At 63.4% G+C, this 13,514-nt stretch carries 11 protein-coding genes and 1 tRNA gene; 4 read left to right on the plus strand and 8 right to left on the minus strand.

Translation table 11 applies throughout. The annotated features are described in order from the left end of the window. Positions 1 to 40 precede the first annotated feature (40 nt). The 7 genes from RND64_RS12685 to RND64_RS12715 all read right to left on the minus strand — a co-directional run bounded on the left by RND64_RS12685 (position 41) and on the right by RND64_RS12715 (position 6,762). The gene (locus tag RND64_RS12685; protein ID WP_049698156.1) at positions 41 to 616 is read right to left on the minus strand and encodes a GNAT family N-acetyltransferase; all 576 of its coding nucleotides are present in this window, start codon (positions 614 to 616) and stop codon (positions 41 to 43) included. A 4-nt stretch (positions 617 to 620) separates the two neighbouring features. Beyond that, positions 621 to 1,391 (minus strand): ABC transporter ATP-binding protein, encoded by a 771-nt coding sequence (locus RND64_RS12690; protein ID WP_049698157.1) that lies wholly within the window; start codon positions 1,389 to 1,391, stop codon positions 621 to 623. Continuing rightward, entirely contained in the window at positions 1,375 to 2,385 is a 1,011-nt protein-coding gene (locus tag RND64_RS12695; protein ID WP_049698158.1) for an ABC transporter ATP-binding protein, read from the minus strand. Before RND64_RS12695 ends, RND64_RS12690 begins: the two co-directional genes overlap by 17 nt. After that, positions 2,382 to 3,617 (minus strand): branched-chain amino acid ABC transporter permease, encoded by a 1,236-nt coding sequence (locus RND64_RS12700; RefSeq protein WP_049698159.1) that lies wholly within the window; start codon positions 3,615 to 3,617, stop codon positions 2,382 to 2,384. Before RND64_RS12700 ends, RND64_RS12695 begins: the two co-directional genes overlap by 4 nt. After that, positions 3,614 to 4,660: a branched-chain amino acid ABC transporter permease gene (locus tag RND64_RS12705; protein WP_049698160.1), complete on the minus strand. Its 1,047-nt coding sequence runs from the start codon at positions 4,658 to 4,660 to the stop codon at positions 3,614 to 3,616. Before RND64_RS12705 ends, RND64_RS12700 begins: the two co-directional genes overlap by 4 nt. 84 nt (positions 4,661 to 4,744) lie before the next feature. Continuing rightward, entirely contained in the window at positions 4,745 to 5,971 is a 1,227-nt protein-coding gene (locus RND64_RS12710; RefSeq protein ID WP_049698161.1) for a branched-chain amino acid ABC transporter substrate-binding protein, read from the minus strand. 167 nt (positions 5,972 to 6,138) lie between these two features. Beyond that, entirely contained in the window at positions 6,139 to 6,762 is a 624-nt protein-coding gene (locus RND64_RS12715; protein WP_200903220.1) for an ANTAR domain-containing response regulator, read from the minus strand. A gap of 153 nt (positions 6,763 to 6,915) precedes the next feature. On the opposite strand from RND64_RS12715, the gene RND64_RS12720 reads away from it, so the two are divergent. Beyond that, a tRNA-Leu gene (locus RND64_RS12720) sits at positions 6,916 to 6,992 on the plus strand. Between the two features lie 45 nt (positions 6,993 to 7,037). Here RND64_RS12720 and RND64_RS12725 read toward each other — a convergent pair. Beyond that, positions 7,038 to 9,263 carry an FUSC family protein gene (locus tag RND64_RS12725; protein WP_049698162.1) on the minus strand — a complete coding sequence of 742 codons (2,226 nt, stop codon included), beginning with the start codon at positions 9,261 to 9,263 and terminating at the stop codon, positions 7,038 to 7,040. A gap of 288 nt (positions 9,264 to 9,551) precedes the next feature. On the opposite strand from RND64_RS12725, the gene RND64_RS12730 reads away from it, so the two are divergent. The 3 genes from RND64_RS12730 (at position 9,552) to RND64_RS12740 (ending at position 13,400) form a co-directional block, all read left to right on the plus strand. Next, on the plus strand, positions 9,552 to 10,439 hold the full coding sequence (locus tag RND64_RS12730) for a hypothetical protein (protein WP_049698163.1): 888 nt from the start codon (positions 9,552 to 9,554) through the stop codon (positions 10,437 to 10,439). Next, on the plus strand, positions 10,440 to 12,215 hold the full coding sequence (locus tag RND64_RS12735; protein WP_049698164.1) for a GMC family oxidoreductase N-terminal domain-containing protein: 1,776 nt from the start codon (positions 10,440 to 10,442) through the stop codon (positions 12,213 to 12,215). Between the two features lie 147 nt (positions 12,216 to 12,362). Beyond that, positions 12,363 to 13,400: an iron ABC transporter substrate-binding protein gene (locus RND64_RS12740; RefSeq protein WP_049698165.1), complete on the plus strand. Its 1,038-nt coding sequence runs from the start codon at positions 12,363 to 12,365 to the stop codon at positions 13,398 to 13,400. Positions 13,401 to 13,514: the final 114 nt, after the last annotated feature.

Below are 13,514 nucleotides of genomic sequence, written 5' to 3' on the forward strand. Positions count from 1 at the left end.
ACGCCTCACCCCCGGCAAGTCCGCGGCCCCTTGCGAATCCTCAGCCAGGCGCGCGGCGGTACATCGGCCACACCGTAGGTCCGTTCTCAGGCAGCGTCACCTCTGCGGTCACTGTGAAACCGAATCGCTCGTACAGCGGGATGTTCGCCTCATTCGAGCTCTCCAGATACGCGGGGCCGACGACCGACTCCATCCCGGCGCGCAGCAGCGTGCTTCCGACGCCGCGCCCATGCACGGTGGCACCGACAAATGCCAGGTACCAGTGCGGTTCGCGCGGCCGATACCCGGCGAACATCTCCTCGAGCAGCTGGCCGCGACGGTAGCGCCCGCCCAGAGCCGAGAGGAAGCGCGGAACCGCCAACAGTTGGCGGCCGCTCGAGGGCCGAAACCCCGGCGGGTCCCACACCGCGGCGCCGACTGCGCGGTCGCCGTCGAAGCACACGTCGCGACGTCCGCGCGAGCCGTGACCCGCGGTCAACAACGCGCGATACAGGGCCGCGTACCTGGTGGTGTCGGGTTGCAACCACCGCATCACCGGATCGTCGGCGAACGCCTCTCCGAGTATCTCGCTGACGAGCTTGTTGTCCGATGAGCCCTCGATGGCGTAGGCGGTCACCGCGTCAGGCTACGCCGAGATACGCCTCACGCACCGCATCGTCGACGAGTAGCTCTTTGCCCGGCCCTTCTTTCAGAATCGTGCCGGTCTCCAGGATGTAGCCCCGGTCAGATCGGCTCAATGCCTGCTGAGCGTTCTGCTCGACGAGCAAGATCGTGGTTCCCTCAGCGTTGATCTGCGCGATGATCGAGAAGATCTGCTGAATCACCATGGGCGCCAAACCCATTGACGGTTCGTCGAGTAGCAGCAGATTGGGGCGCGCCATCAGTCCACGACCGATCGCGAGCATCTGCTGCTCGCCACCGGACATGGTGCCGCCGTATTGCTTACGTCGTTCCGCCAACCTCGGGAACAGGTCGAAGACCTGGTCGAGAGCCTGACTGTAGGCAGCCTTGGAGTCGAATTTCCTTCCATAGCAACCCATGTCGAGATTCTCGAGCACGGTCATTCCAGGGAAGATGTGCCTGCCCTCGGGAACCTGGATGATTCCCCGTGCCACTCGCTCGTGCGGGGCCAGTTTGGTGATCGACTCACCGTGAAACTTGATGTCTCCCTGACTCAGTTTGAGCAGACCGGATATCCCGCGCATCGTGGTGGATTTTCCTGCGCCGTTGGCTCCGAGGAGAGTGACCAGCTCGCCCTCGTCGACACGAAGCGAGATGCCGTGCAGCGCTTGGATTCGGCCGTAGTGAATGACGACGTCGGTCATCTCCAGCACCGGCGCCTTGGAGGTCGTCGAAGCCGAATCCTTGCTGAGGTCAGGCGATTTGGTCATCTGGAACTCCCAGGTATGCAGCGACGACGGCGGGATTCTCGCGAACCTCACGCGGTGATCCGTCGGCGATTTTGCGGCCGAATTCGAGGACGACGATGCGATCGGTCACTCCCATGACCAAGCGCATGTCGTGCTCGATGAGCAGCACGGTATAGCCGTCCTCACGGATCTTCTGAATCAACTCCATCAGCGCCGACTTCTCGCTCGGATTGAAGCCCGCCGCAGGCTCGTCGAGGCACAGCAGCTTGGGTTCGGTCGCCAATGCGCGAGCGATCTCGAGCCGACGTTGGTCTCCGTACGGGAGATTCGACGCCTTCTCGGCCGCGCGCGCACCGATTCCGACGAACTCGAGCAGCGCCATCCCGCGGTCGACGGCGTCGTGTTCCTCGCGGTACAGCCGGGGTGTGCGCATGATCGCGCTGAAGACAGACGATTTGTGTCGGGCGTCGGTGCCGACGGCGACGTTCTCCAGAGCGGTCATCTCACCCCAGAGCCGCACGTTCTGGAAGGTACGCGCGATCCCCTTCCGAGTGATCTTGTGCTGCGACATCTTCCCCAACGGCGCGCCGTCGAATGTCACCGTTCCACGAGTCGGGCGATAGACCCCGGTGATCGCGTTGAAGCACGTCGTCTTGCCTGCGCCGTTGGGTCCGATCAGGCCGAGGATCTCGCCGCGCTTGATGTCGAACGTGACGTCGTCAAGTGCTGCCAGTCCACCGAACTCGACTGTCAATCCGTTGACCTTCAACAGCGGCTCACCCTCCGCTGTTGCGATGTCTCGTTGCGGCGCAACGGCTTCGGCGACAGCTTCGGGATCGGCGAGTTGCGGGTCGACCGCGGCGGGATCGACGACGGCCGTCGACTCGGGGTCGGCGAGCACCTCCTCGATCTGTTCGGCGTTGTCAGGACCGGAATTCGCTTTGCTGACATCGACACGCGGCGTCGTGTCGTCGGTGTGATCGCCTTCGGGTTCGTCAGGTGTCCTGTGCGTCATGCGTGCGCCTCCTCACTTCCCGACGGTAGCGGGTTGGGGTTACGACGGACTGCGGCATAGACCTTGCGACCGAAAGTCAACAATCGAGCTCGCGCCGGGAAGAGACCTTGTGGCCGGAAGATCATCAGCACCACGAGGGCGATGCCGAAGAACAGGTATTTGAACTCGCTGAGCGACTGCCCGCCCACCTCGATGCCCTGCACCCGAGCGGGCAGGTAGACGATGATGAACGCACCGGCGATCACGCCGAGCTTGTTGCCCTGTCCGCCGAGCACGACGGCACACAGGAAGAGCATCGAGTTGATGACGGTGAAGGCTTTGGGATCGACGTACTGCACCTGTCCCGCGTAAACCGCGCCCGACAGCCCGCCGATACCCGCGCCGATCACGAACGCCCACAGCTTGTACTTGAACGTGGGCACGCCCATGATCTCGGCGGCGTCCTCGTCTTCGCGAATCGCGACCCACGAGCGTCCGACGCGGCTGCGTTCCAGATTGCCGACGATGATCAGCACGAGGATGACCGCGACGATTCCCAGCCAGTACCACCAGACACCGTAGTTCGTGGTCGGGCTGTTGTTGCCGACGGAGAACACGCCGTCGGGATGCTCGTCGGACCGCCCGAGCTCGGGGAACAGAACACCCTGCAGACCCGACGCACCGTTGGTGATGTCTGACAGGTTGTCTGCAAGCAAGCGGACGATCTCACCGAATCCCAAGGTGACAATCGCCAGGTAGTCACCTCGCACGCGCAAGGTCGGGGTACCGAGGACCAGTCCTGTGAGACCGGTGATGATGATCGCGAGGGGGACGCACGCGAGCCACGCCCATGGCCCCGAGAAGAATCCGTGATCCTCGCTGTCCCACAACGGACTTGCCGGACTCGTCAGCAACGCGACGACGTAGGCGCCCACCGCGTAGAAGCCGACGTATCCGAGGTCGAGGAGACCCGTCTGGCCGACCACGACGTTGAGTCCGATGGCGATCAATGCCGTCATGGCGAACGTCGCCATGACCACACCGAAGTTGGTCGCCGTCGTCGTGATCAGTGGCGGTTTGATGACCGGAAGAAGCGCGAGAAGGATGATGAGCGGTACGCCGAGCAGCCACTGCTGCACGCGAGGCAGGCTGTCCCACCAAGTACGTATCCGGTCGCCGAGGCCGCGCGGCGGAGGCGTGGTCAATTGTGTCGACGCCGCATTCTCTGACGCCACATTGTCTGATGTCGTCATACTCGCGCCTTCCCCAGCTTTTCACCGAGTATTCCGGTTGGACGGAACATCAACACCAGGATCAGGAGAACGAAGGCCACCACGTCCTTCCACTGATTTCCGAAGAGCACCGAACCGTAGTTCTCCATCACACCGAGCAACAAGCCTCCCAAGAGGGCGCCCCGCACGTTGCCGATTCCACCGAGCACCGCGGCGCAGAACGCCTTGATGCCGAGGATGAAGCCGCCGTTGTAGACGATGTTGGTCGGAACTCGCAGCGTGTAGAGCAGCGCCGCAGCGCCCGCCAACAGGCCACCGATGAGGAAGGTCACCAGGATGATGCGGTCACGGGAGACGCCCATCAGCAGCGCGGCATCGGGATCCTGTGCGACCGAACGGATTCCACGTCCCAGCCGGGTCTTGTTGATCAGGAAATCGACGCCGAGTGCCAGCACCAGGGCCGAGCCGATGATCACCATCGTCATGTTGAACACCGGTGCGCCGAAGATCGTGAACTGCTCGACCGGCTGAACCAGTCGGATCGTCGGCTGTGCCGTTGAGCCGCCCAGCGGCGGGTCGACCGGGAACTTCGGTAGCACGTAATGCACGAATTCCTGCAGTACGAACGACATTCCGATCGCGGTGATGAGGAACGCCAGCGGCTTCGCGCCGCGTCGACGCAGAGGCCGATAAGCAACGAACTCCAGTCCGACCGCCGCGCCGCCCGCCACGATCATGCCGCACATCCCCGCGAGGACGAGGTAGACGATCGTCATGACCGTCCCCTCGGAGTACGTGTTACCCGACGGCGTGAAGCCCAACAACAGCAGTCCGATGTAGGTACCGAACATGCCGAGCATGAAGACCTCGGAATGCGCAAAGTTGATCAGTCGGAGCACGCCGTAGACGAGTGTGTATCCAACTGCGACAAGCGCGTACACCGATCCGTAGGTCAGCCCCTCGATGGTCAGACCCCAGAACCCGTCGAACAGCGAGTGGTAGTCGAACCCGATCGTGGATGCCACTGCGGTCGACGTCTGTGCCACCAGAAGTGTGGCGGTCATACGATCCCCTCAATCGTCGAAAAGTCGCAGACACGAACCGCGCCCGGCCGCCGTGATCGACGGCCGGGCGCGGTGGTGTCGTACTTACTTGACCTCGTATACCCAGATCAGTGATGTGGTGAGTTCACCCTTCGGTGTCCACGAGTACTTACGGGCCAGTCCGGTGCCGTTGTACTTGCTGATGTACTCGAGCAGCTTGGGACGGGTGTTGTTGCCCTCCTCGATGCCCTTCATCATGATCGTCGCGATGTCGTATGCCTCAACGGAGTACACGCCGGGCGGCTGGTTGAACGCTGCCTTGTAGTCCGAAGCGAACTTGTCGGGAGCGGGGCCACACGGGCATGAGAGCAGTGCGCCCTTGGCAGCATCGCCGGCCTGCGCGGTGAACTGCGGATCGTTCGCGCCGTCACCCGAGACGAAGAGGATATTCGGATCAGCGGACTTGAGCTGCTGCGCGAGCGGCGCCGCCTCTGCGTAGTAGCCCGCGTAGAAGACCGCATCCGGCTGTGCCGCAGTGACTTTCGAGATGATCGCGGAGAAGTCGCGCTCCCCCTTCTTGACGTCGCCCGAGCAGCCGGCGTCAGCAGCAGAGCCGAGCGCACTGGTGACGGCCTTTTCCAGACCGGCACCATAATCGGTGTCGTCCTTGATGACGCAGACCTTCTTCTTGCCCTTGGTCCCGGTCAGGTACTTCGCGACGGCGGGGCCCTGAATATCGTCGTTGGCAAGGCCGCGGTAGAAGGTCTTCCAGCCGTTGTCGGTGAGCGTCGGGTTGGTGGCCGAAGCGGTCACCGAGACGAGTCCGGCCTGGTTGAAGATGCCGCCGGTTGCCTTGGTCTCACCGGAGAACGCCGGACCGATCAATCCGATGATCGAGTCGTCATTGGTGATGGTCGGCGCAACCTGTGTTGCCTTCTGTGGGTCACCTTCGGTGTCGAAACGCTTGAGGGTGATCTTGCAGTCGGGGTTGGCCTTGTTGTGCTGGTCCACGGCGAGCTGCGCACCGTCGACGATGTTGATACCAAGAGCCGCGTCGGCGCCGGTCAATGCTCCCGCCATCGCGATGGTCGCCGGGTCGCACTTCTGTCCGCTCGGCGAGGACGGATCGAGAGCTTCCGCATCCGATGCCTTCGGCTGTTCCTTGCCCGCCGTATCGATCTGGGCGAGAGCCGAAATGGTGAGCCCCGACCCCGCTGATGCCGACCCACTCGATGACGAATCCGAGTCGGTCGACTTACTGCTACATGCCGAAACGGCGAGCACAGCGGCCAGCGTCGCCCCTAGCGCTGCGGTCGTCACGCGACGATGCATCTTTACTACCTCTCGTCCAGCCACCCGACCCCCTGTGGCCGGGAGGTCTACTGAGGAGACCTTGAGAAAACATAGACCGAGATACGAGTTTGCGTGGGGCAATGAAAGAGAAATCCGCTAGTCACCGTCGACGCGTTTTCACAGATTTAACGCGGCCGACTCAGGGGTCAGTCTGTGGGTCCCAACGTTTCGACGACGACCTGCGCGACGGCCTTCATCGTGGTACGACGATCCATCGCTGCGCGCTGAATCCACTTGAACGCCTCCGGTTCTGACAACGACTGCTTCTCCATGAGCAATCCCTTGGCGCGCTCGACCAGCTTGCGAGTTTCGAGTCGGTCCTGCATTGTCGCAACTTCTTTTTCAAGCATCTTCAGTTCGTGATAGCGACTGACCGCAACCTCGATGGCGGGAACGAGATCGGCTTTGGAGAATGGCTTCACCAAGTACGCCATAGCACCGGCATCTCGGGCTCTCTCGATGAAGTCGCGCTGGCTGAACGCCGTCAACATCACCACTGGCGCCAACCGCTTTTGTGCGATCTCGGTGGCGGCGTCGATCCCGTCGCGGACCGGCATCTTGATGTCCATGATGACGAGATCGGGCGAAAGCTTCTCGGTGAGATCGACAGCCGCCTGCCCGTTGGGTGCCTCGCCCACCACGTCGTAGCCCTCCTCGCGGAGCATCTCGATGAGATCCATCCGGATCAGCGAGTCGTCCTCGGCGACGAGCACCTTGTGTGCAGTCTGCTTGTCCTCGGCCTGGGCCGGAACATTCTCCACCACAGTCACCAATCCCTCCTCCACATCGAGTTGACCAGAGCGGTCGTAACCGGCCGAATCCACTCGCTTGCGACCAGCATCAATGCTCCGAAGCGTACCGGCTCACGCCGCTTCCGGCCGATCATCTACAGTTGTCTGTTGCAGCCGCTCGCGGCGGCAGATGCCCTCGTAGCCCAATTGGCAGAGGCAACGGATTCAAAACCCGTCCAGTGTGAGTTCGAGTCTCACCGAGGGCACCACGAAACCCCTGTTCAGCAGGGGTTTATTCGTTTCTATCGCTGGTCTCATTGCTGCTCAGCAGCATCCGGCACCTTGGTCGCTGTCTGGTCCAGATCCTCCAGCACCTGATTGAGGCGCGACGCTGCCACGATCGCCTCGCCGCGCGGAGTATCCGGCTCCACGTTCAGCTTGGCGAGTAGTGAGATGACGGGGATACGGGCGGGGTCTACTGCCGACTCCGCTTCGCCACTGAGCGCTGCTCGAGTCATCTTGGCCCGCTCCCGGATTCGGTCCAGTGCCTCGCGGATATCGGTGGCGTCGGTACCTGTGAAGACCTGTGGTGGCTCGGACCCGGAGACAACGATGGCCGCGATCAACAGCGAGTGTGCGCAATGATGAATCGCCACGATCGGTTGTCGGACTGCCGCAGTGGATGACCGTGGCTCCAGAAGTGCGACAGCTCGTGTTGACGAACAGGCGGATTCGACGTCGACCTTGGCTTGCTCGAGGCGTCGAGCGGCCTCGGTGATCTGATGACGCTCGCCCGCAGTGGTGAGTCCGGTGGCAACGCAGGCGAGGGCGTCGTCCAGGGCGTCGAAGTACTTGGCGATGGAATCGATGAGCATGGGTCGCGAATTGGTCGAGAGAATCAAGTAGGCGCAGACCACCCCGATCAGCGATCCCGCCACGGTCTCCTCGACGCGCACGACGAGCAGCCGCATGTCGAAGACGCCGAGCAGATCGAACAACGCAGCGATCATCACGGTGATGAACGCCACCAGGTAGGTGTACTGAATCGGGCCGAAGTAGCTTGCGAGGAAGACGCAGAGCACGCCGAGGATCAGTTCGGGGATCACGTGATGGTTCGCGACCACCACCACGAGCGCCCCGATCACGACTCCCAGCAGGGTGCCGACGATCCGGTCCATCGCGCGGGTCAGCACGGCCGCTCGCGTGCTGGCCTTGATGAAGACGATGAACGCGGTCAGAACGGCCCAGTACCAGCGGGAAGCGGAAATGGCCTCGCCTACGACGGAAGCCAGGGCAGTCGCGAACATCACCTGAACAGCCAGCCGCGACGTGGGCTCCCAGTTGCGCCAGTGCTGCAGTTTCCAGGGCGGTGCCGAGATGCCTAGGGTTGCCGGCCCGAGACGTGGACGGTGGTGCTCGCGATGACCGTCGGTGGCGTCGTCAGGGGGCATCGCCTCGGAGTCGCGCGCCGACGCGGTCAGTTCATTGAGCGCATGCCACGTGCGTACACAGCGCGAGATCTCCAGCGTGGCCAGTCCGCCCTCCTCGCTGAGGTCCACGAGGGACTCGGTTCGTTTCGCCCGACGTGCCGCGGCGCGGCTCGCTTCGACGTCGACGTCCTTGGCCAGAACGGTGTGCAGATCGGTGATCGCGTTGACGAGCAATGTGTTTCGTGGCAGTGCGCCGTCGTTTGTCTGCGACGCGTCGCCGAACCTGTCGGCAACGAGCTGACTGCACACCTGCTCCACCGAGATCTGCGCATCCACGACAAGGTCGGCGAGAGTTTGTGATTCGCAATGTAGGTAGCGATGCGTGTCGAACCGTGACTGCCAGTCATCGATCGCGAGGGAGATTCCACCGAGCCGGGCGAGGTCGCGCTCGATATGCGGGCGGCCGGACAGGCTGGTGACGCGCTGCGCGGCGAGCAGGGCGGTGTCGGCCGCGATGCGAAACTCCCTGAGCAGCAACGTGATCTGACGCTGCGGCCGCTCACGAAGCAACGCCGCACGCAGAAGCACTCCGACGCCCATGGTGACGGCGATCACCAGCCACAGCACGGGCAGCTGGGTGTGGTCCAGGCGTAACAGCAGAGTGAGGAAGTACGGAAAGAAAGCTGCGAATCCCAGCGCTCCACCCCGCGGCCCGAATCGTCGAACCCACACCGACAGGCCTGCCACCGCGACGAACACCGCGACCGCCGCGAGGCGGTACGGCTCGAGCAGCGCGGCGAGCGTCGCAAAGAGCAAAGCGAGGATGAGTTGAAGACCGGCGGTGACGAGTCGCGCCTGGGGAGTGGCGTCCTTGGTGGAGTTCGTGCACACCAAAGCGGTGATGATGGGGATCACGAGCATCGACTGGTCCGCGTGTCCCGTGGCTACCAGAACCCATGTCGCCCCGGTAGACAGCGCAACCGCGGAGGTGACCAGAGTCGCGTCGTGCAGCCGTTGCCTTCCCGGATCGGCCGCGTCGGCCAGTCGCAGCAGATGCCGTGGGCTCCAGATCTGTACCGGTTGCGGTAGCCGGTGAAGGAACGTCGACACGCCACTCAGTGTCGCGCACGCGCCCGAAATAGGCCTCGATCCGCCCAATAACGGGCGCTAACTTGCGAGCCATCATCCCGGCGAACGAGATCAGCTTTGAGATGGCATGTGCGAACATACGACCTCGCATGGCGACTGCGTGTCCGCGGCAGCGAGGCATCTGCCTGCCATGGCCCGGTACCTAGCTGGGGAAACTCAAGTACGCGACGACGCCCCGCGGCAAAAGCGACTTTCCCGGCGTTCGTGCCGTAGCCTCGCAATGTGACCCACAACACGGCGATTCTGTAGATGTCCGATTCTTCCGCGGGTTCCCGCGGGATCAGTCGGCGTCAGTTGTTGGGGGCGTCTGGTCTCGCCACAGTGGTTCTCGCGTTGTCGCGCACACCGGCGGCACGCGCCGCACCATCCCCGCCCGACGGCTATTTGGACATGCCGCCCATCGCGAGACAGATACTCGGGGGGCTGCGCATGGCGTCGCGCGACGCGCTCCGTGGCGTATCGGTCATGGTGATGCCGGGTGACGACCGGTACTCGAAGCAGCAGGGTGTCACCGGGCGCGGCCCCGGTGCGATGTCTGACGGTGCGGCCGACGAATTCGTCGGCCTGGTGGACCGTTTCCTACCGCAGGGCGACCAGCTTCTCCGGCCACTGGCAGTGGCACTGTCGGTGACGCTCACCGACCTGGCCGTGACGCCGCTGCAGCTTCCCGACGACAAGGTGGCCTCGGCAGTCGACCGCGCGCTCGGCGTCAGCGACAACGACCGCACCTTCCCGCTGTCCCTGATCGCCGGGTTGGTCATGGATGTCGCAGCGCTACTCGTTGGCGCACCGCTTGCGGGTCCGTTTGCCTCACCCTTCGCCAACGCCAACTTTCAGACGAAAGCCCGTGCATTCGAGTTGGTCGAACAACCTGCTGCCGATCTACTCGCCGTCTTCGACAATGCGCTGCCGCAACCGCTGCGCGGGTCCGGCGCGGGCCTGTTGCGCTTCGTCGGGGGCATCCTGCTCGACGGTTCGGCGTTCACCGTGTGGAGCGAGCATCGGCTCTACGACTACACCGCACGGCGTCTGTCTCGGCGTCCTGTCAGTTGGAACATCACCGGATACCGGCCCAACGGGCTGGTAGACGGCCACGACGATTTCATCGGCTATTACAAGGGATTCGAGGAGTTCTGAGTGCGTGACGTCATTGTGATCGGCGCTGGTGGGGGTGGCCCGGTGGTCGCCGCCGAACTCGCCGGACAGGGCCTCGACGTGTTGCTGCTCGAAGGTGGTCCGCGCCACGCGAACCCCGCCAAACAGTGGTCGCATCTCGAGTTCGACGCCAACGACCCCACAGCCGGTTTCCTCCGCTTCGGACCGGGCGACCGGTCCACACCGTACTGGCACCGCGAATGGGCACAGAACAGCTTCGTCTGGGAATTGGGTGGGGTGGGCGGCACCACTCAACACTTCTTCGGCAACAGTCCGCGACCGTATCCCGGCGTGTTCGCCGGCTACCGCGGTGCCGACGCCGCCCTGTACGACACCGCGCATCGCTTCCCCTTCACCTACCGTGAACTCGTTCCGTATCTCGAGTGGGTGGAAGCGAGCCTGCCGGTCAAGCCTGCCCCGATGGGGACCAAAGAGGCGGTCTTCTTCCGCGGCTGCGAAGGCTTGGGGTTGCCGCTGCAACGATCACGGGACACGACCCGCGCAGCCTTTCGACCGCAGCCGAACTGTATTTTGCATCCAGGCGGAAATGCCGGCCGCACAACAGATTCCAACCTTCTCGCCTACCCGCAGGCGACGGGTTGCACCTTCTGCGGCCACTGTTTTCAGGGTTGCTACCAACCAGCGCGCGCACCACGGAACCTCTTCGCCCGCCGATCGACCGACAACAGTTACGTTCCGCTCGGCCTTGCCGCTGATGCGGTTCGTCGCGGCGGCAAGGCCATGGAACTGCGCGCGGAGTCGTTCGTCGAGCAGATTCACACAGAGGAGCGCCGCGGACGCGTCCGCGCCACCGGAGTGACGTGGCGAGACAACGTCACCGGGGCGCGACACCGCGAAGACGCCGAGGTCGTGGTGATGGCCGGTGGTGCTACCGAGAGCCCGCGGCTCTGGTTCAACAGTGGATTGCCGAACCCGAACGGCTGGGTCGGTCGCGGACACACCGACCACTGGTTCGACTGGGTGGTAGGTCTTTTCGATGAGGACACCGGCAACACGCGGGGTGCCAATTCTTGTGCACGGGTCGAGTTCCCCGGATATGGATGCTTGGAGAACTCCGGAGTCACCCCGGCGATCCAGGCGTTCACGATGACGTTGTCCAACAGCGGTATTCGCGGCCAGTACACCAACGGCCGCGGGATGCGGGGCGCATGGGACGGCCCCACCGGACGACTGGCCGGGGACGAACTCCGCGACTTCATGGCCCACGGGATCGACCGGATGCTGAACGTCTTGTGCATCACCGACGACCACGTCGAGCCCGAATGTCGAATAGTGCCTTCACTTTTCCCGGCCGACTCCCACGGCGCTGTCGCGAAAGTCGACATCGACATTCGCAAGCGGTCGGCCCCAACCCGACGCAACCGCGAGTACATCACGACGAAGGCGGCGCAACTCCTCCGGAAAGCCGGCGCGCGAAAGGTATATCGGCTGGACTGGGCTCCCCTGCTCCTCCACGTGCACTCATCGATGCGCATGGGCGAGTCGGCCCGCAATTCCGTGACGCGCCCCAGCGGTGAGGCACGATTCGTCGACCGAATATTCATCGCGGACAACTCGGTTCTCGCCAACTCACTCGGCGGACCCAACCCCACCCTGACCACCCAGGCGCTCGCCACCCGCACCGCGGAGAAGATCATGGCTACCTACTTCGGAGGCGACCCCTGGGTGGCCACCGGCGAACCGGTCGCGACCACCGATGATCGAATCACCAAGCGGATGATCGAACTCGGGCTCTGACCCCTGCAGCTCCGTCTCGATCGGAGCGGGCGTCGCGGCACCGTCGACCAATTCCGCGAAGGCAAGCCAAAGCAAACAGCGTGCACTATTGTCCACCTTGTCGTGATTGTCCGGAATCCGGAATTCATTCGAAGGAAGTAGCCAGCTGTGCGCTCATGGAAAGAACTGGCCGTCATCGGCGGCACCCTGCTCTTGTCCTCCGGACTGATCGTCGGATGCGGTTCCGACGATTCCGGGTCGGGCGACGCCTCCGCCTCGGCCTCCGACACCGCGCTGGTCCTCTATTCGGGCCGTTCCGAGGAGTTGGTCGGTCCTCTGATCGAACGCGTCGGTGGAACAGTCCCCGTCAAGGCGACCTACGACAGGAAGGCCGCGCAGATCCTCGAGGAGGGCGACCGCAGCCCGGCCGACCTCTTCTTCGCACAGGATGCCGGCGAGCTCGGCGCACTGGCCGAGGCCGGCTTGCTCGCCCCGCTCCCCGAGGACATCAAGAATGCGGTACTCGAGCCGTACCGTTCCGAAACAGGTGGATGGGTTCCGACCAGCGCGCGTTCCCGTGTGCTGATCTACAACCCCAACAACATCGGCGAATCGGAACTCCCTGAGGGTATCGACGGTCTGCTCGCGCAACGGTTTCGCGGTCAGGTCGGTTACGCGCCCACCAACGCATCCTTCAAATCCTTTGTGACCGCGCTGCGCCTGGTTCGGGGGGAAGACGGTGCGCGTGACTGGCTGACCAAGTTTCTCGCAAACGACCCGAAGAAATTCGACGGCAACGGAGCCATCGTCGAGGCGGTCAATTCCGGCAGCCTTGCTACCGGCCTGACCAACCACTACTACTGGGTCCAAGAGATCAACGAGAAGGGCGCGGCTGCAGTCCCTTCCAAGTTGCACTTCTTCAGCAACGGCGACCCCGGAGCACTCGTCAACGTCGCCGGCATCGGCGTGCTGAAGTCGTCGAAGAAGCAGGAACAAGCCTTCGAGTTCGCCCGACAGCTACTGACACCAGAGACTCAGGAGTTCTTCGCCACCGAGGTCGGCGAGTACCCGGTGATCGAGGGTGTCCAACTCAACGTCGCGGGAATCCCGCCCCTGTCCGAACTGCAGCCGCCAAAGATCAACCTCGACGACCTCTCCGACGTCCAAGGCACCGAGAAGCTGTTGACCGAGGTCGGCGCCATCTGATTCAGGTCACTAATTCACTGACTCGCCCGGACCGATCGTTGCGGTCCGGGCGAATCGTGTTGGCTGCGTTCAGCTGTGCTGTAGCGGCGCTGACGCTCTCGCCTGCGGTGTATC

Source organism: Gordonia sp. w5E2 (genome assembly GCF_036540975.1).
GTDB classification, from domain to species: Bacteria; Actinomycetota; Actinomycetes; order Mycobacteriales; family Mycobacteriaceae; genus Gordonia; species Gordonia jacobaea.

Coding starts and splice junctions, on each gene's coding strand:
- RND64_RS12690 (WP_049698157.1), bottom strand. CDS start 1,391: ATGACCAAATCGCCTGACCTCAGCAAGGATTCGGCTTCGACGACCTCC.
- RND64_RS12695 (WP_049698158.1), bottom strand. CDS start 2,385: ATGACGCACAGGACACCTGACGAACCCGAAGGCGATCACACCGACGAC.
- RND64_RS12700 (WP_049698159.1), bottom strand. CDS start 3,617: ATGACGACATCAGACAATGTGGCGTCAGAGAATGCGGCGTCGACACAA.
- RND64_RS12705 (WP_049698160.1), bottom strand. CDS start 4,660: ATGACCGCCACACTTCTGGTGGCACAGACGTCGACCGCAGTGGCATCC.
- RND64_RS12710 (WP_049698161.1), bottom strand. CDS start 5,971: ATGCATCGTCGCGTGACGACCGCAGCGCTAGGGGCGACGCTGGCCGCT.
- RND64_RS12730 (WP_049698163.1), top strand. CDS start 9,552: ATGTCCGATTCTTCCGCGGGTTCCCGCGGGATCAGTCGGCGTCAGTTG.